The organism is Saccharopolyspora sp. NPDC003752, assembly GCF_053605825.1.
Genome location: NZ_JBSGJZ010000003.1, coordinates 289,512 through 307,152 on the forward strand (window position 1 = coordinate 289,512; position 17,641 = coordinate 307,152).

Consider the following 17,641-nt stretch of genomic DNA (forward strand, 5'->3'; position numbering starts at 1 on the left):
CGGTCGCGGGTGTCGGTGTCGGGGCGTTGGTCCAGCATGTAGTGGTGAGCGATGTGCTGGACGGCTTCTCCGCGGCGACCCGCGACTGGTTCCGCGGGGCCTTCGCCGCGCCCACCGAGGCGCAGCGCGGGGCGTGGGAGGCGATCGCCGGGGGCGAGCACGCGCTGGTCGTCGCGCCGACCGGCTCCGGCAAGACGCTCGCGGCGTTCCTCTCCGCCCTGGACAAGCTGGCCGCGGAAGGCACGCCCGCCGACGCGAAGCAGCGCTGCCGGGTGCTCTACGTGTCGCCGATGAAGGCGCTGGTCGTCGACGTGGAGCGGAACCTGCGCGCGCCGCTGGCCGGGATCCGGCAGGCCGCACAACGCCTCGGCAGCGCCCCGCCGGACATCCGGGTCGGCATCCGCACCGGGGACACCCCGGCCGACGAGCGCCGTTCGTTCGCCCGCACGCCGCCGGACGTGCTGGTCACCACGCCCGAGTCGCTGTTCCTGCTGCTGACCTCGGCGGCCCGGGAGTCGCTGCGCGGCGTCGAGACGGTGATCGTCGACGAGGTGCACGCGGTGGCCGCCACCAAGCGCGGAGCGCACCTGGCGCTTTCGCTGGAACGGCTGGACGAGCTGCTGCCGAAGCCGGCGCAGCGCATCGGGCTGTCCGCGACGGTCCGCCCGGTGGAAGAGGTGCGGACCTTCCTGGCCGGTGGCCGACCGGTGCGCACCATCCAGCCCGCGAACGCCAAGGAGGTCGAGGTCCGGGTCGAGGTGCCGGTGCCGGACATGGCCGAGCTGGGCGCGCCGACCGGCGAGGTCGAGGGCCCGGCGGCGGGCACGGAGCAGCGCACGTCGATCTGGCCGTCGGTGCAGGAGCGGATCCTGGAGCTGATCCGCGAGCACCGGTCGACCATCGTGTTCACCAATTCCCGGCGGCTGGCCGAGCGGCTCACCGCCGGGATCAACGAACTCGCGGCCGAGGAGCCGGTGCCCCTGGAGCGGTTCCCGGCCGAGGCGGTGGGCGGATCCGGGATCGGCGGCGGCGCCCCGCCGATCGTCGCGAAGGCGCACCACGGCTCGATGTCGAAGGAACAGCGGGCGGTGGTGGAGGAAGAGCTGAAGTCCGGGCGGCTGGCCTGCGTGGTGGCCACCTCGTCGCTGGAGCTGGGCATCGACATGGGCGCGGTGGACCTGGTGATCCAGGTGGAGACGCCGCCGAGCGTGGCATCCGGGCTGCAGCGCATCGGGCGCGGCGGGCACCAGGTCGGCGCGGTGTCGCGGGGCGTGGTGTTCCCGAAGTTCCGGGGCGATCTCGTCGGCTGCGCCGTGGTGTCCGAGCGGATGGCGGACGGGCTGATCGAGTCGCTGTCGTTCCCGCGCAATCCGCTGGACGTGCTGGCCCAGCACGTCGTGGCGATGGTCGCGATGGATACCTGGCCGGTGCCGCAGCTGGCGGCGCTGCTGCGGCGCGCCGCGCCCTACGCGGGGCTGCCGGACTCTGCGCTGCACGCGGTGCTGGACATGCTGGCGGGCCGCTATCCCAGCGAGGAGTTCGGCGAGCTGCGGGCTCGCATCGTCTGGGACCGGGTGAACGACGAGCTGCGCGCGCGGCCGGGCGCGCAGCGGCTCGCGGTGACCTCCGGCGGCACGATCCCGGACCGGGGCCTGTTCGTGGTGACCACGCCCGCCGACGAGGCGGGCAAGGGCGGGGTGCGGGTCGGCGAGCTCGACGAGGAGATGGTCTACGAGTCGCGGGTGGGCGACACCTTCCTGCTGGGCACCTCGGCGTGGCGGGTGGAGGACATCACCCACGACCGGGTCGTGGTGGTTCCCGCGCCGGACGTGCCGGGCCGGATGCCGTTCTGGAAGGGCGATTCGCCGGGGCGGCCGCTGGAGCTCGGGCGCGCGCTGGGCGCCTTCGTGCGGGAGTTGACCAGCGCGGACACCCAGGCAGCGCGGTCCCGCGTGGCGGCCGCCGGGCTGGACGAGTGGGCCCGCGACAACCTGCTGTCCTATTTGGACGAACAGCGCCAGGCGACCCGGCACGTCCCGGACGACCGCACGATCGTGGTGGAGCGGTTCCGCGACGAGCTCGGCGACTGGCGGATGGTGGTGCACTCGCCGTTCGGCGCCAAGGTCAACGGCCCGTGGGCGCTGGCCATCGGCGCCCGGATCCGCGAGCGGCGCGGGATCGAGCCGCAGGTGGCCTCCTCCGACGACGGGATCGTGCTGCGGCTGGCCGACGCGCTGGACGACTCCGGCGCCGAGGTGCTGCCGACCGCCGAAGACGTCCTGTTGCCGCCGGATGAGGTGCAGCAGGTGGTGACCGACGAGGTCGGCGGTTCGGCCCTGTTCGCGGCCCGGTTCCGGGAGTGCGCGGCGCGGGCGCTGCTGCTGCCTCGCCGGGATCCCCGTCGCCGCACACCGTTGTGGCAGCAGCGGCAGCGGGCCGCGCAGCTGCTGACCGTGGCTGCGCGGTACGAGCAGTTCCCGATCGTGCTCGAAGCGATGCGGGAATGCCTTCAGGACGTCTACGACCTGCCCGGGCTGACCGAGCTGATGTCGCAGGTCGCGGCGCGCAAGGTGCGGGTGGTCGAGGTCGAGACGCCGACGCCGTCGCCGTTCGCGCGCAGTCTGCTGTTCGGCTACATCGGCATGTTCCTGTACGAGACCGATGCGCCGCTGGCGGAACGTCGATCGGCGGCGTTGAGCCTGGATTCGACGCTGCTGGCGGAGCTGCTCGGCTCGGAGGCGATGCGGGAGCTGCTCGATCCCGAGGCGCTCGACGAGATCGAGCAGCAGCTGCAGCGGCTCGCCCCTGATCGGCAAGCCCGCGACGCCGAGTCCGCGGTGGACCTCCTGCGGTTCCTGGGAGATCTGTCCACGGCCGAAGCCGAGGCGCGAGGCGTGCGGCCGGAGTGGCTGGCGGACCTGGCGGAACAGCGCCGGGTGCTGCGGGTGCGCATCGCGGGCGACGAGCGCTGGATCGCCATCGAGGATGCGGGCAAGGTCCGCGATGCGTTGGGCGTCGCGCTGCCGGTCGGCGTGCCGGAGGCGTTCACCGAGCCGGTCGCCGACCCGCTGGGCGACCTGCTGATCCGCTACGCGCGCTGCCGCGGGCCGTTCACCGCCGACGCCGCGGCGCAGCGATTCGGGTTGGGCGTGGCCGTTGTGCACGGCGTGCTGGACCGGCTGACCGGCACCGGGCGGCTGGTCCGCGGCGAGCTGCGGCCGCTGGAGGCCGGTGGCGGCGGCGTGCTGGAGTACTGCGACGCCGACGTGCTGCGGCGGCTTCGCCGGGCGTCGCTGGCCCGGCTGCGCGCCGAGGTCGAGCCGGTGGAACCGGCCGCGCTGGGCCGTTTCCTGCCCGCGTGGCACGGCATCGGGGCGCGGCTGCGCAGCGCGCCGACGGTCGACGACGTGTACGCCGTGGTCGAACAGCTCGCGGGCGCGCCGGTTCCGGCGAGCGGCCTGGAGTCGCTGATCCTGCCCGCCCGGCTGCCCGGCTACTCCCCCGCGCTGCTCGACGAGCTGACCGCGACCGGCGAGGTCAGCTGGGTCGGCGCGGGCTCGCTGGCCGGCGGCGACGGCTGGATCGCGCTGGCGCCCACCGATGTCGCCGACCTGCTGTTGCCGGACCTGCCGGAGGAAACAACCGCCGATTCCCCGTTGCACCGCGCTGTTGTGTCCGCATTGGACGGTGGCGCGCTGTTCTTCCGCCAGCTGGCGGATCGGTCGGCTGCGCTGCTGCTGGAGCAGGGCGAGACCGCGCCCGCCGACGATGCGGTCACTTCGGCGTTGTGGGATCTGGTCTGGTCCGGCGCGGTCACGAACGACACCTTGGCGCCGTTGCGAGCGTTGGTGTCCGGACGCGGCGCAGCGCACAAACCGCGCCGCAGCGCGCCTCGTGGCCGCTACGCGAGGTTGCGCGCGGGTCGGCCTTCGATGCCCAGCCGCAGCGGGCCTCCGACGGTGTCGGGGCGTTGGTCGCTGGCGCCGCAGCCGTCCAGCGAACCGACGCGACGGGCGCATGCGCGGGCCGAGGCGTTCTTGGAACGGCACGGGGTGCTGACGCGCGGAGCGCTGGACATCGAGCGCGTCACGGGCGGTTTTTCCGCCGTGTACAAGGTGCTTCGGGCAATGGAGGAATCCGGGCGCTGCCGGCGCGGGTACGTCGTCGAGGGACTCGGGGCCGCGCAGTTCGCGGTGCCCGGCGCGATCGATCGCCTGCGCGCGCTGTCCCGCGAGGATGGCGACGGCGAGGCTGTGGTGCTGGCGGCCGCCGACCCGGCGCAGCCCTACGGGGGCGCGCTGGAATGGCCTGCGGTGATGGGCGAAACCCGGCATCGGCCCGGGCGCAAGGCCGGAGCGCTCGTGGTCCTCGTGTCCGGCGAAGCGGTGTTCTACGTCGAGCGCGGCGGAAAGTCGTTGTTGTCTTTCACCGACGACGAATCCGCGTTGCGCAGCGCTGCGGCGGGGTTGGCCCGCGTTGTCCGGGACGGCTGGTTGGAGCAGCTCGCGGTGCAGCGCGCCGACGGCGAGGGCGCTTGGGGATCCCGCTTGGCCGACGTGCTCACCGAAGCAGGATTCCGTGCCACGCCGAAGGGTTTGCGGCTGCGCGCCTGACTCCGTTCGCCAACGCCGGAGCGGGCGCGCTCCGGGCAGGATGGAGCGGTGATCTGGATCCAGCTCGCCGGCTGAGCCGTCGCGCTCACCGGCGAGATCTCCCTCCGCGACGAGGTCCGCGCCGCCGCGCAGAACGAGCTTCGACGGCTCAGCGAGTCGCCAGTTGCAGCAGGCCCCAGAGCTGCGCGATCGCATCGAGATCGCCGCTGGTCTCCACCGCTCGATCGGGCAGCCGGCCCCACATCCACAGATAGACGGCGGGCGCATCGCCGCCGACGACCGCGTCGGGCGTCGTGGTCGACACGTCCTCCGAACTCACCACCGCGGTCCCGTTCTGGTCCGCGGTGACCAGCCAGTTGCGGTCGGCCACGTACACCCCGACCGAACAGGGCCGCGTCGCGGTGATGCCGAGCGCGTGCAGCCGGTAGCCGAACCAAAGCCGCAGCACCTCGTCGACGCCGTCGGTGGCCACATCCGGCTCGATCGGCGTCGGCAGCACTCCCGCCGCGGCCTGCACATCCACCCGGTGCACCGTCGTGGCGTGCAGCATTCGACGCAGCCAGAACCGCACGGTGTGCTGCTCGGGCCACCACGTCGGACACCGGTCGTGCGGTGGCCGGGAGCCGAACTCGGCGAGCAGGTCGGCCAGACGAACGGCGAACCGGCTGGTCACCTCTCGCAGCGCGGGCCGATCCGGCAGGTCCCAGCGCTGTTCGGCCGCCGTCGCGCCCAGCCAGGACAGCGTGTCCTCGCACAGGTCGCCCAGGTGCCGGATCGTCTGCCCCAAGGTCCGCCCGGACGCGCCCCACACCGGCGCGTCGACGTGCGCGTCGTGCGTCGCCGCCGTGAGCAGCTGCGCCTCGATGCCGAGCAGGTCGAGCATCCGCCCGTAGTCGAGCCCCACTTCAGTTCCGTTCATCGAGCCACCCCCAGCAGGCTCCGGCCCACGATCTCGAGGAATTCGCGGCTGCGCGCCAGCAGCCCGTCGGCATCCAGCCGGGTGATGGTCGGCACCCCCGCCTCCGCCGCGGCCCGCCGGTCCGAGCGCGCCGCGAAGTAGGCCGCCCACTCCCGGAATTCGGGGGCGGCGGCGGTCAGCATCGTCCACACGCTGGCCGGGCGACCGTTCTCGCGCCGCCAGGAACGCGCCACCACCACCGCCGTCGCGGCGCGTAACGCCGCCACGTGCGCGGCCACGTACCGCTCGCTCGGCCGGTCCGCCTCCGCCGCTTCGTGCAGGCGGCTGCGGGCGTCGAGCAGCAACGACAGGGAACCGGCCGGCGTGTCCGCCTCGGGCGTCGGTTCGTGGTTCTCCACGGAGTGCCGCGGAGCCGGAATCGAGAAGTCAGTGGAAAAAGACATCGGCGTATCTCCTCTGCACGACGAAGCCGTCCACGCCTGCCGTGGGGAGCCGGCAGGTCCGGCGGCGGGGTGCTTCCCCCACCCCACCGCCGGACTCGATGTTCGAACAAACGTTCATCGAACTTCCGTTCGAACATCTTCAGATTAGCGTGCACCACCGACGGACTCAAGCAATGAGCCCTAGCTCACCTGTTCGAGTCATGACCAGCCAAGATGATCACCCGAGTGGCCGAATCAGGCACCCGGCCGGGACGCCGCGGCGGCACGATCGGCCGCGGAAAGGACCGCACGCCGCGGAGGGTCTAATGTTCGCCCCGTGACCGCCGCGCCATCCCCCCGTTGTGACCGGATCACCGAGCTGACCACGGAACAGCTCCGGGCCCGGCTGCCCGAGGCCCTGCAGATCTACGTGACCGCGATGAACTACCCGCCCACGACCGCCCAGCAGCGCGCCCCGATGTGGTCGGCGCACATGCTGCGCGCGGGCTGGCGCTGCATCGGCGCGTTCAGCGACCACGACGAGCTCATCGGCATCGGCTACGGCTATCTGGGCGCCCCCGGGCAGTGGTGGCACGAGCAGGTCCGCCGCGGGCTGCTGAGCAGCGGCGGCGACGCGGACAGCTGGCTGGACGACTACTTCGAGCTCACCGAGCTGCACGTGCACCCGGGAAGCCAGGGCGGCGGCCTCGGCGAGGAGATCCTGCGCCGCCTGCTCTCCGGCGCGCAGGGCGGCAAGGTCCTGCTCTCCACGCCGGAAGGCCCGACCCGCGCCTGGAAGCTGTACCGCCGGGTGGGCTTCGCGGACGTCCTGCGCAACTACCGCTTCACGGGCGACCCGCGCCCCTTCGCGGTCCTGGGGCGCTCCCTCCCCCTGGAACCCAGCTGATCGCGCTGGCGGGCGACGTGGCCCGCGGCTGAGGTTCGACTTCCGACCGCGGGGCCGTGGGTCTCCCGGTACCCCGGAAGGCCCACGGCCCGGGTCGATGGCGTTACAGCAGGGCCAGCTGCTCGCGGAGGGTGTCGAGGCCCATGCCGCCCATCCGCAGGGCCTGCGTGTGGAACTCCTTCACGTCGAAGGTCGCGCCGTGGCGCTGCTTGGCCTCGTCGCGGGCCGCCCGCCACAGCCGCTCGCCGAGCTTGTACGACGGCGCCTGGCCCGGCCAGCCCAGGTAGCGGTCGATCTCGTCGCGGACCTGCGCCGGGTCGGTGATGGTCCGGCTCAGCATGAACTCCAGGCCCAGCTCCGGCGTCCAGCGCTCGCCTTCGTGGAAGCCGGTACCCGCCGGGATCTCCAGCTCCAGGTGCATGCCGATGTCGACCACCACGCGCGCCGCGCGGAAGAGCTGGTCGTTGAGCATGCCGAGCAGGTCGCCGTCGTCCTCGAGGTAGCCGAGCTCGCGCATCAGGCGCTCGGCGTACAGGGCCCAGCCCTCGCCGTGCCCGGAGACGAAGCAGGCCAGCCGCTGGAACTTGTTGAGCCGCTGCGCCTCGTGCACCGCGGTCGCGACCTGCAGGTGGTGCCCCGGCACGCCCTCGTGGTACACGGTGGAAACTTCGCGCCAGGTCGGGAAGTCCTGCCGGTCGGCGGGCACCGACCACCACATCCGGCCGGGCCGCGAGAAGTCGTCGGTCGGACCGGTGTAGTAGGCGCCGACGCCGCCGCCCGGCGGGGCGATCCGGCATTCCAGCCGCATCAGCGGGTCCGGGATCTCGAAGTGCGTGCCGCGCAGGTCCTGCAGCGCCTGGTCGGACAGCTGCTGCATCCACTCCTCGAACCGGTCCTGCCCGTGCACCTGGTAGCGCGGATCGGCGTCCAGCACGGCCGCGGCCTCGGCCAGCGTCGCCCCCGGCTTGATCCGGTTCGCGATCTGCTTCATCTCCGCCTCGATGCCGGAGAACTCCTGCCAGCCCCACTCGTATGCTTCCCGCAGGTCGAGGCGGGCTCCGGTGAAGTAGCGCGACCACAACCGGTACCGCTGCTCGCCCACGGCGTCCTTCTCCGAGGCCTTCGGCAGCAGCTCGCCGCGGAGGAAGTCGGCGAGTCCGGCGTACGCCTCGGCGGCCGACTCCGCCGCGGTGTCCAGGTCGCGGCGCAGCGACTCGTCCACGCCCTCGGCGCGCCCGACCATCGCCGCGAAGAACGACGACTGCCCGCCGCGCCCGGACCAGGTGTCGCACTGCTCCGCGACCTTGCGGACCTGCCGGGCCGCCGACACGTTGCCGTCCGCGGCCGCCGCCAGCAGCCCGGCGCGCAGGCCCAGCACCGCTTCGGGCATCACCGACAGGCGGCGGGCGATGGTGCGCCACTGCTCCGGGGTGTCGGTCGGCATCAGGTCGAAGACCTGCCGGAGTTCCTGCACCGGGCTGGCGATCACGTTCAGCGCGGCCATGTCCGCGCCGACCTCGTGCAGCTCCAGGTCCAGACCGACGCGCTCGGCGAACACCGCCTGCGCGACGCGCTCGGAATCGTCGGCGGGATCGGCCGCCTGCACCGCCGCGAGGCTGCGGCGGGCGAGTTCCGCGCGGGCACGGTGCCCGTCCGGCGAGTAGTCGGTCAGCTCCTCGTCCCGGCCTGGCACGCCCAGATAAGTTCCGGCGACCGGGTCGAGCGCGACCAGCTCGGATACGAACTGGTCGCTGATTTCGTGCACACCGCTGTGGTCAACTCCCATGCCGCCACGCTATCGAACCTGTTGGAGAACTCATCTCGATTAACGGCGCGGGTAGCGGAACCCCGGACGCCTTCCCGCCGCGGGATCCCCGGCCGATTCACCACGTCGGGGCTGTCCTCGCCGGGAGAACCCCGGACGGGTGCGCACCGTGGTGAACCTGCGGCGGCGCAAGCTGGGCCAAGCGGCTTCGCTGCTTCAAGAGCAACAACCCACTATCGCGGCGACGACGGTCACGCGCCTCGACGAAAGCGGGCGTTCGCGGGCGGCGAAAAGGCTCGCCGGATGGAAAGATCGCCCGGGTGGAGGACAAGACCCCGCGCGGCCGCACCGCGCTCCTGCTGGTCCTGATCACCGTGCTCGGCGCGCTGCTCAGCGGGTGCCTGCACGCCAACGCCTCGCTGAACATCTCCGGCGAGGACCAGGTGTCCGGCGAGGTCGTGCTCGCCACCCAGGTCGCCGACGGGCAGGCCCCGCTCCGCCTGCAGCCGCCCGAGAACGTCGCCGACCGGGTGCAGATCACGCCGTTCCGCGACGGCCCCCGCGTCGGCTCGCACCTGTCGTTCCGCGACCTGACCTTCCCGGAGGTCGAGCAGCTCGCCGAGGCGATGAGCCCCGATGCCCGCTACCGGCTGCACCTGTCCAGGTCCGGCTCGCTGGTGATCTTCGAGGGCTCGGCGGACCTGACGCCGCTGGCCGACACCGACTCCGGCGTCGACCTGAAGATCAGCGCGCCCGGCGAGATCACCAACACCAACGGCGAAGAGAGCGCCGGCACGGTCTCCTGGTCGCTGCAGCCCGGCGCGGTCAGCGAGATGTCGGCCACCTACCAGTTCTCCAGCGCCACCGGGATGGACTGGATCGGCTGGGCGCTGCTGGTCGGCGGGCTCACGTTCTGCGCCGCGGCCGTCGTGGCGGCGCTCGCGCTGCGCGCCCACGTGCGCAGCCGGGCGGACCAGAACGCCTAGCCGGCTCCCAGGCCGAGGTTCGCGACCACCTGGCGCGTCGCCTTCGAGCGGTTGAGGGTGTAGAAGTGCAGCGCCGGGACGCCCTCGGCGATCAGCCGCTCGCACAGCAGCGTCGCCAGGTCCACGCCTGCGGCGCGGAACCCCGCCGGATCCTCCGCCAGCGGCAGCAGCTGCTCCGACACCTCGGCGGGCACCGGCACCCCGGCGAGCTCGCCGAACTTGCCCAGCACCCGCGGCGTGGTGATCGGCATGATGCCCGGCAGCAGCGGCACGTCGCAGCCGCGGGCAGCCATCCGGTCGCGCAGCCGCAGGAAGTACTCCGGCTCCAGGAACAGCTGGGCGATGGCGAAGCCCGCGCCCGCGCGGATCTTGCGCACCAGGTGGTCGGCGTCGGTTTCCAGGTCCGCGGAGCGCGGGTGGCCGTGCGGGAAGGCCGCGACGCCGACGCAGAACTCGCCGAGCTCCCGCACCAGCCGGACGAGTTCCTCCGCGTAGGTCAGGCCCTCGGGGTGCCGGCGCCATTCGCCGTTCGGGTCCCCCGGCGGATCACCGCGCACGGCCAGCACGTTCTGCACCCCGGACGCGGCGTACCAGCCGATGACGTTTCGCAGTTCGGCGACGGAGTGGTCCACCGCGGTCAGGTGCGCCATCGGCGTCAGGGTGGTCTCCTGAGCGATGCGGCCGGTGGTCCGGATGGTGCGGTCCCGGTTGGAGCCGCCCGCGCCGTAGGTCACCGAGACGAAGGCGGGGTCCAGCGGCTCCAGCTCGCGGATGGCCCGCCAGAGGATGCGCTCCTCGTCGTCGCCTCGCGGCGGGAAGAACTCCACCGAGAAAGTCGTCTTCTCGGTCCGCAACCGATCCACCACCGCCGTCATGCCGAACAGGATAAGGACGGTTCCCGGACTCCTCCGGCGTCGTCCCAGCGGCTGGGAGCGGCCCCGGCGGCCGTCACCCGATGGCGTCGCGGAGGATGGAGGTGTGCCCCCATCGAATTCGACCACCCTGCAAGCGACCGGCAAGGACACCGTCGTCGTGGAAACCGACCTCCCCGGTCAGGTCCAGCGGACGCTGACCGACTACCTGCAGACCCGCAGCGCCGAGGCAGCCGACCTCGACCCGGCGTTCGCGACCGCGGTGGCCGAGCTGGCCGGGTTCGTCCTCGGCGGTGGGAAGCGGATCCGCCCCACCTTCGCGTGGTGGGGCTGGCGCGCGGCAGGCGGGCCCGCCGAGGGCCCCGCGGCGCAGGCGATGCTGCGGGCCGCGAGCGCCTTGGAGCTGCTGCAGGCCTGCGCGCTGGTGCACGACGACCTGATCGACGAATCGGACACCCGCCGCGGCAACCCGACCGTGCACCGCAAGTTCGAGCAGATCCACCGCGAGTCCGGGTTCTCCGGCAGCGGGATCCAGTTCGGGCGCGCCGCCGCGGTGCTGCTCGGCGACCTGGCGCTGTCCTGGGCCGACGACCTGCTGCACAGCGCCGGCATCCCGCCGGAGGCGCTGGCCCGGGCGCTGCGCCCGTGGCGCGCGATGCGCACCGAGGTGCTCGCCGGCCAGTACCTCGACGTGCTCGGCCAGTTCCGCGGCGACGAGACGACGCAGGCCGCGCTGCAGATCTGCCAGCTCAAGGCCGCGTCCTACACCGTCCAGCGGCCGCTGGAGCTCGGCGCGGAGGCCGCCGGGGCCGGCCCGGGCGCGCTGGAGGCGCTGCGCCGGTTCGGCTCCGACATCGGCGTCGCCTTCCAGCTCCGCGACGACCTGCTCGGCGTCTTCGGCGACCCCGGGGTGACCGGCAAGCCCGCCGGTGACGACCTGCGCGAAGGCAAGCGGACGGTGCTGATCGCCGAGGCCGTGGCGACGGCCCGCGAGCAGGCCGATCAGCCCGCGCTGGACCTGCTGCGCGACGTGCTCGGCGATCCCGAACTGGACGCGGACCGCGTCGAGCAGGCCCGGCAGGTGCTGACGAGGCTCGGCGCGGTCGCGGCCGTCGAGAAGCGGATCACCGACCTGACCGGCTCGGCGATGCTCGCGCTGCACACCGCGGGGCTGGCCGAACCGGCCGCGTCGCGGCTGGCGGAGCTCGCGATCGCCGTCACCGACCGCAGCCACTGATGCGCACCGTCTCCGGCCGCACCGATCACGTCGTGGTCGTCGGTGCGGGACTGGCCGGGCTGACCGCGGCCCTGCACCTCGCGGGCGCCGGGCGACGGGTGACGGTCGTCGAACGGGCCGGCCTGCCGGGCGGGCGGGCCGGGTTGCACGAGGTCGCCGGGTACCGGATGGACACCGGCCCGACCGTGCTGACCATGCCCGAGCTCGTCGACGAGGCACTGCACGCGGTGGGCGAATCGGTGGCCGGCCGCCTCGACCTGATCCCGCTGCACCCGGCCTACCGGGCGCGGTTCGCGGACGGCTCGGCGCTCGACGTGCACACCGACGCCGACGCGATGGAAGAGGAGGTGCGGCGGTTCGCCGGGCCTGCGGAAGCGGCCGGGTACCGGCGGCTGCGGCGCTGGCTGACCGAGGTCTACCGGGCGGAGATGCACCGCTTCATCGACGCGAACTTCGACTCACCGCTGGACCTGCTCTCTCCCGAGCTGGCGCGCCTCGCGGCGCTCGGCGGCTTCGGCCGGCTCGGCCCGGCGATCGGCCGGTTCCTGGCCGACGAGCGGCTGCGCCGGGTCTTCTCCTTCCAGGCTCTCTACGCGGGCCTGGACCCGCGTAGAGCGCTCGCCCTGTACGCCGTCATCTCGTACATGGACACCGTCAACGGGGTGTGGTTCCCGCGCGGCGGCATGCACGCGGTCCCGACCGCGCTCGCCGACGCGGCAGCGGGCGCGGGCGTCTCGTTCCGCTACAACACCGAAGTGGCGGAGCTGGAGCGGCGCGGCGACCGGATCACCGCGGTCCGGACGTCCGACGGCACCCGCATCGCGGCCGACGCGTTCGTGCTCACGCCCGACCTGCCGGTCGTGCACGAGCTCCTCGGCCACCGCCCGCGGCGGCGGTTGCGCTGGTCGCCGTCGGCGGTGGTGCTGCACGCCGGGACCACCCGCGGCTGGTCCGACGCGCACCACACGATCTCCTTCGGCGCGGCCTGGCACAGCACGTTCACCGAGATCATCCGCGACGGCAGGCTGATGACCGATCCGTCACTGCTGATCACCCGGCCGACCGCGACCGATCCGTCGCTGGCGCCCGACGGCCGCGAGCTGCACTACGTGCTCGCGCCCTGCCCGAACCTGAGCACCGGGCCGATCGACTGGGACCGGATCGGCCCCGCCTACCGCGACGAGTTGCTGGGCGAGCTGGAGCGGCGCGGGTTCACCGGCTTCGGCGCGGCGATCGAGGAGCAGCAGCTGATCACGCCGGCGGACTGGGCGGCGCAGGGCCACGCCGCCGGAACCCCGTTCTCGGCCGCGCACACGTTCGCGCAGACAGGACCGTTCCGGCCGCGCAACCTGGTGCGCGGCCTGGCCAACGCGGTGCTGGCCGGCTCGGGCACGACGCCGGGCGTGGGCGTTCCGCCGGTCTTGCTGTCCGGCAAGCTCGCCGCCCGGCGCATCACCGGCTGACCGGCGCCGACTGCCGCGTTCGCGCAGCTCAACGGCCTCGTGAGTACTTTGGACGGACCAAAGTGCTCACGAGCCCTGAGCAGGCTGAGCAGCGTTTCGTCGTCCGGTCGGCCGGACCTCAGAAGCCCATCGCCTGGGCCCTCCGCTTCACCTCTCGACCGCGGTCGCCGCGCAACGCGTCGATCGGCGTGCCGGGCAACGAGTCGTCCGGGGTGAACAGCCACCGGAGGATCTCGTCCTCCTGGTAGCCGTTGTCCCGGAGCAGGGTGATCGTGCCCGCCAGGCCCTTCACCACTTCGGTGTCGACGAGGAACGCGGTGGGCACGCCCAGCACTCCGTTCCTGCGCAGGGCGAGCAGATGTCCATCACGGATCAGTTGGTGCACCCGGGTCACTGGCTGACCGAGTCGCTCGGCGACGTCGGGCAGCGGGACGACCTCCACATCGGGAGCGAGCACATCCGGGGCAGCAGGGATCGCACTCACGCTGCACACCTTGCCACATGACCGACCGCTATGCCGCACACCGCACGGGTCGCGCCCGGCATACCATCATGATCGTGATCGATCCCGAGCCCGACTGCGGAGCCATCCCCGGTGCTGCCCGCGCGGCCTGCCACAATCGGGGGCGGAAAGGTACCCGGCGGTGGGCGGAAGATGACTCCTGAGACACGTTCCGGCGGTGGCGCGAGCCTCGTCGGAGCCATGCTCGAACGCCGCTACCGGGTCGATTCGCTGATCGCTCGCGGCGGCATGTCCACGGTCTACCGCGGCCTGGACACCCGGCTGGACCGGCCGGTGGCGCTCAAGGTGATGGACGCGCAGTACTCCGGCGACCGGTCGTTCGTCGACCGCTTCGAGCGCGAGGCGCGCGCCGCCGCCCGGCTGCACCACCCCGACGTCGTCGCCGTCTACGACCAGGGCGTGGACCACCGCACCGACGGCGACCACGTGTTCCTGGTGATGCAGCTCGTCGAGGGCTGCACGCTGCGGGACCTGATCATGGACCGCGGCGGCCGCCTGCCGCTGGCGATGGCGCTGAGCGTCATGGCGCCGGTGCTCTCGGCGCTGGGCGCCGCGCACCAGGCGGGCATGGTGCACCGGGACGTCAAGCCGGAGAACGTGCTGATCGGCCGGGACGGCTCGGTCATGGTCGCCGACTTCGGGCTGGTCAGGGCCGCGGCGGAAGCCGGCACGACCAGCGGCAGCATCATCCTGGGCACCGTCGCGTACCTGTCGCCGGAGCAGGTGACCACCGGGGCCGCCGACGCGCGTTCCGACGTGTACGCCGCCGGGATCGTGCTCTTCGAAATGCTGACCGGCCGCCCGCCCTACGTGGGCGACACCGCGCTGTCGGTGGCGTACCGGCACGTCAACGACGACGTCCCGCCGCCGAGCGAGCTGGTGCCGGAGATCCCGCAGGCCATCGACGACCTCGTGTTCCGCGCGACGCGCCGCGACCCCGCGCAGCGCCCGGAGAACGCCGAGGTGTTCCTCGCCGAGCTGCAGCAGGTCCGCACCGACCTCGGCATCGCCCCGGTCGCCGTGCCGGTCCCGGCGTCCGAGGAGCGCACCACGCAGATGGCGCCCGCGGCCGGGGACCCGCCGACGGAGCAGATCCCGGCCGTCCGCGAGACGCACCCCGTCGGGCCGCAGCGCACCCGCGCGATGGCCCGCCCCGCCACCGGCGACCACACCCAGGAGTTCTCCGCCGTCGCCGCCCCGGCCACCGGCCCGCAGCGGGACCGGCGTCGCGGCAGGCGGACGGTGCTGGTGTGGACCGTCGTGGTCCTGGCGCTGGCCGCGCTGGTGGGTGGCGCCGCGTTCTGGCTGGGCCTGGGCAGTTCGGTCCAGGTGCCGCGCCTCGTCGGCGAGCAGGAGGCCGTCGCGCAGCAGGCGCTGGAAGGCGCCGGGCTGACCGGCAACGTCACCAAGACCTACGACAACACCGTCGCGGAAGGCGTGGTGATCAGCTCCAACCCGAACGAGGGCAGCAAGGCGCGCAGCGGCAGCACCGTGGACCTCGTCGTCTCGCTGGGCAAGCCGAAGGTCCCGGAGATCGCCGAGGGCACCACGCTCGCCGAGGCGGAGAGCGCGATCCGCAACGTCAAGCTGCAACCCAAGCACGACGAGTCCGCCGACCAGTTCCACACGACGGTGCCCGAAGGCCGGGTCATCAGCGTGAACCCCGGCCCCGGTACGCCGCTGAACATCAGCGCCGAGGTCACCGTGATCGTCAGCAAGGGCCCGCCGCCGGTGAAGGTGCCCGACGTGCGCGGGATGAGCAAGGACGACGCGTTCACCACGCTGCGCAACTCCGGGTTCGATCCCTACGAGGCGGGCCGCCAGTTCGACTCCGACATCGCCGGCGACCACGTCATCAGCACCGACCCGGCCATCGGCAGCGAGATCCGGCTGGTCGGCAAGCCGCGGATCGGCGTGGTGCTGTCCAACGCGGTGGAGGTGCCCAGCCTCAACGGCGTCCGGGTCGACGAGGCGAAGCAGCAGGTCGCCGCGCTGGGCCTGCAGCTGGACGTGCAGGCGTTCTTCGAGCGCGACGGCATGATGATCCTGGGGCAGCTGCCGCTCCCCGGCAGCAAGGTCGAGCCCGGATCGACGATCCACGTGACCGCGTTCTGAGCCACCGGGTCGTGGGCCCGCCCACGACCCGGCAGAACCGCGCGATCCGCAATGTGATCCTGATCTCTTCTCGGCGGTGTAACGTTTTCCCGCCGCCGGTGTCTACCAGCGCGTACTCGGCGCCCGGCGATCACCGAAAAGCGGGAGCGTAGCCCACGACACGACGGATCTCGCCTGGTCACAGCGGCTCGCGCGGCCGGTTGTGGAACTATTGGGAGCACAATGCCCCCGAGTGTTTCGATCGAGTCGGCTCCCGACTGGTCCGAACGGACCACCAACACCACAGCCGGCCAGCCCAGTCTCGGCGGACGCCGGCCTCGGCGCCCGCTGCCCCTGCGCACCATCGCACTGGGCGCGATCGGGTCCGTGCTGCTGCTGATCGGATCCTTCGGCGCCGCAGGCACGCTCGTCCACGATCCCGTCCTCGGCTCCGGGCCGCTTTCGGCGCTGCGCTACGGGCACGGGCGCGACGTCGCGGTCACGGTCGTCTACGTCGGTTTCGCGCTGCTGGTGTGGGCGTGGGTGCGGCTCGGCCGCGGGGTGATCGCGAACCTGGTGGCCTCCCGCGGCGTGCTGTGGGCGACCGCCGCCTGGCTCGGCCCGATGCTCATCGCGCCGCCGCTGTTCACCCGCGACGTCTACAGCTACCTGGGCCAGGGCCTGCTCGCGCTCAACGGCCTCGACCCCTACGGCGTCGGCCCGTCCGCGCTGACCGGGCCGATCCCGGAGAACGTGCACCCCACCTGGCAGACCACGCCCGCGCCGTACGGCCCGCTGTTCATGGGCGTGGCCAAGGGCGTGATCCTGCTGGCCGGCCACGACGTCATCGCCAGCGTCATCGTGATGCGGCTGGTGCTGCTGGGCGGCCTGGCGCTGCTGATCTGCGCCCTCCCCGGCCTGGTCCGGCACCTCGGCGGTCGGCTGCCGGTCGCGCTCTGGCTGGTCGCCGCCAGCCCGATGACCGTGGTGCACCTCGTCGGCGGCCCGCACAACGACATGCTCATGATCGGGCTGCTGGCGGTCGGCACCCTGCTGATGCTCGAAGGCAAGAACGTGGCCGGGATCGCGCTGGTGTCGGCGGCGATGGCGATCAAGGCGACCGCCGGGCTCGCGCTGCCGTTCCTGGTGTGGATCTGGGCGTCCCGCCTGGAAGGGCCGCTGTGGCGGCGGTTCGTCCGCGCCGTCTTCCCGGCTGTGGGCGTGTTCGTGGTGGTCTTCGGGGCCTGCACGGCGCTCGCCAAGGTCGGGTTCGGGTGGCTTTCCGCGCTCTCGGCGCCCGGCATGATCGTCAACTACCTCTCCGCGCCGACCGCCGTCGGCCAAGCGGTGCACAGCCTGGTGCAGGTGTTCGGCGAGACCAACATCTGGCCGTTCGTGGGCACCACGCGCACGCTCGGCTCGGTGCTGCTGGTGGTGATCCTGGCCTGGAACTGGTGGCAGGCGCGGGACGGCGGGCCCGAGGCGGTGCGCCGCGCGGCGATCGTGCTGTGCTTCGGCGCGTTCCTGTCGCCGGTCCTGCTGCCGTGGTACACGACGTGGGGCTTGGCGCTGGGTGCGGCCTTCGCCTGGACGCCGCGCGCGCTGTCCTACGTGGTCGGCGCCTCGATCGCGCTGGTCCTGGCCTACTACCCCGACGGCGAGCAGGCGATGTACAACTGGCCGTTCGTCGCGGTCGGCATCGGCGCCGCGGTGCTCGGCGCGCTGTCCCTGGTCCGCTTCGACCCACTGGGCCTGAGCAGCACCTTCGGCAAGTTCTCGCGCACGGTCACGACCGCCCAGCTGCCGCGCGAAGTGCACGAATCACGGCCCTGATCGTTCG

General features: G+C 72.8%; 12 protein-coding genes. 7 read left to right on the forward strand and 5 right to left on the reverse strand.

Features of this window, described 5'->3' with window-relative positions; translation table 11 throughout:
* The first annotated feature begins 44 nt into the window (after positions 1-44).
* Complete coding sequence (locus ACWEV3_RS06545; protein ID WP_452612898.1) at positions 45-4,613, forward strand: ATP-dependent helicase; 4,569 nt, start codon at positions 45-47, stop codon at positions 4,611-4,613.
* Positions 4,614-4,761: 148 nt separating this feature from the next.
* Here the strand turns inward: ACWEV3_RS06545 and ACWEV3_RS06550 are convergent, their stop codons facing one another.
* Together ACWEV3_RS06550 and ACWEV3_RS06555 are read right to left on the reverse strand one after the other, a co-directional pair.
* Positions 4,762-5,532 (reverse strand): maleylpyruvate isomerase N-terminal domain-containing protein, encoded by a 771-nt coding sequence (locus tag ACWEV3_RS06550; protein WP_452612899.1) that lies wholly within the window; start codon positions 5,530-5,532, stop codon positions 4,762-4,764.
* Entirely contained in the window at positions 5,529-5,975 is a 447-nt protein-coding gene (locus ACWEV3_RS06555; protein ID WP_452612900.1) for an SAV_6107 family HEPN domain-containing protein, read from the reverse strand. Before ACWEV3_RS06555 ends, ACWEV3_RS06550 begins: the two co-directional genes overlap by 4 nt.
* A gap of 316 nt (positions 5,976-6,291) precedes the next feature.
* On the opposite strand from ACWEV3_RS06555, the gene ACWEV3_RS06560 reads away from it, so the two are divergent.
* The gene (locus ACWEV3_RS06560; protein WP_132482821.1) at positions 6,292-6,861 is read left to right on the forward strand and encodes a GNAT family N-acetyltransferase; all 570 of its coding nucleotides are present in this window, start codon (positions 6,292-6,294) and stop codon (positions 6,859-6,861) included.
* A gap of 103 nt (positions 6,862-6,964) precedes the next feature.
* Here ACWEV3_RS06560 and ACWEV3_RS06565 read toward each other — a convergent pair whose 3' ends face one another.
* Positions 6,965-8,647, reverse strand: coding sequence for a DUF885 domain-containing protein (locus tag ACWEV3_RS06565; protein ID WP_452612901.1), 1,683 nt, complete (start codon positions 8,645-8,647; stop codon positions 6,965-6,967).
* Between the two features lie 299 nt (positions 8,648-8,946).
* Between ACWEV3_RS06565 and ACWEV3_RS06570 the strand changes: the two genes are divergently transcribed.
* Positions 8,947-9,612 carry a DUF3153 domain-containing protein gene (locus ACWEV3_RS06570; RefSeq protein ID WP_452612902.1) on the forward strand — a complete coding sequence of 222 codons (666 nt, stop codon included), beginning with the start codon at positions 8,947-8,949 and terminating at the stop codon, positions 9,610-9,612.
* Here ACWEV3_RS06570 and ACWEV3_RS06575 read toward each other — a convergent pair.
* Entirely contained in the window at positions 9,609-10,487 is an 879-nt protein-coding gene (locus ACWEV3_RS06575; protein WP_452612903.1) for a methylenetetrahydrofolate reductase, read from the reverse strand. The two genes, ACWEV3_RS06570 and ACWEV3_RS06575, sit on opposite strands and share 4 nt — an antisense overlap.
* A 103-nt stretch (positions 10,488-10,590) precedes the next feature.
* On the opposite strand from ACWEV3_RS06575, the gene ACWEV3_RS06580 reads away from it, so the two are divergent.
* On the forward strand, positions 10,591-11,721 hold the full coding sequence (locus ACWEV3_RS06580) for a polyprenyl synthetase family protein (RefSeq protein ID WP_452612904.1): 1,131 nt from the start codon (positions 10,591-10,593) through the stop codon (positions 11,719-11,721).
* The gene (gene crtI / locus ACWEV3_RS06585) at positions 11,721-13,184 is read left to right on the forward strand and encodes a phytoene desaturase family protein (protein ID WP_452612905.1); all 1,464 of its coding nucleotides are present in this window, start codon (positions 11,721-11,723) and stop codon (positions 13,182-13,184) included. Before ACWEV3_RS06580 ends, crtI begins: the two co-directional genes overlap by 1 nt.
* A gap of 118 nt (positions 13,185-13,302) precedes the next feature.
* On the opposite strand, the gene ACWEV3_RS06590 is transcribed toward crtI, so the two are convergent.
* Positions 13,303-13,668, reverse strand: coding sequence for an Rv2175c family DNA-binding protein (locus ACWEV3_RS06590; protein ID WP_207954243.1), 366 nt, complete (start codon positions 13,666-13,668; stop codon positions 13,303-13,305).
* Between the two features lie 171 nt (positions 13,669-13,839).
* On the opposite strand from ACWEV3_RS06590, the gene pknB reads away from it, so the two are divergent.
* Together pknB and mptB are read left to right on the forward strand one after the other, a co-directional pair.
* Complete coding sequence (gene pknB, locus ACWEV3_RS06595; protein WP_452612906.1) at positions 13,840-15,822, forward strand: Stk1 family PASTA domain-containing Ser/Thr kinase; 1,983 nt, start codon at positions 13,840-13,842, stop codon at positions 15,820-15,822.
* 222 nt (positions 15,823-16,044) lie between these two features.
* Positions 16,045-17,634 carry a polyprenol phosphomannose-dependent alpha 1,6 mannosyltransferase MptB gene (gene mptB, locus ACWEV3_RS06600; RefSeq protein ID WP_452612907.1) on the forward strand — a complete coding sequence of 530 codons (1,590 nt, stop codon included), beginning with the start codon at positions 16,045-16,047 and terminating at the stop codon, positions 17,632-17,634.
* Positions 17,635-17,641: the final 7 nt, after the last annotated feature.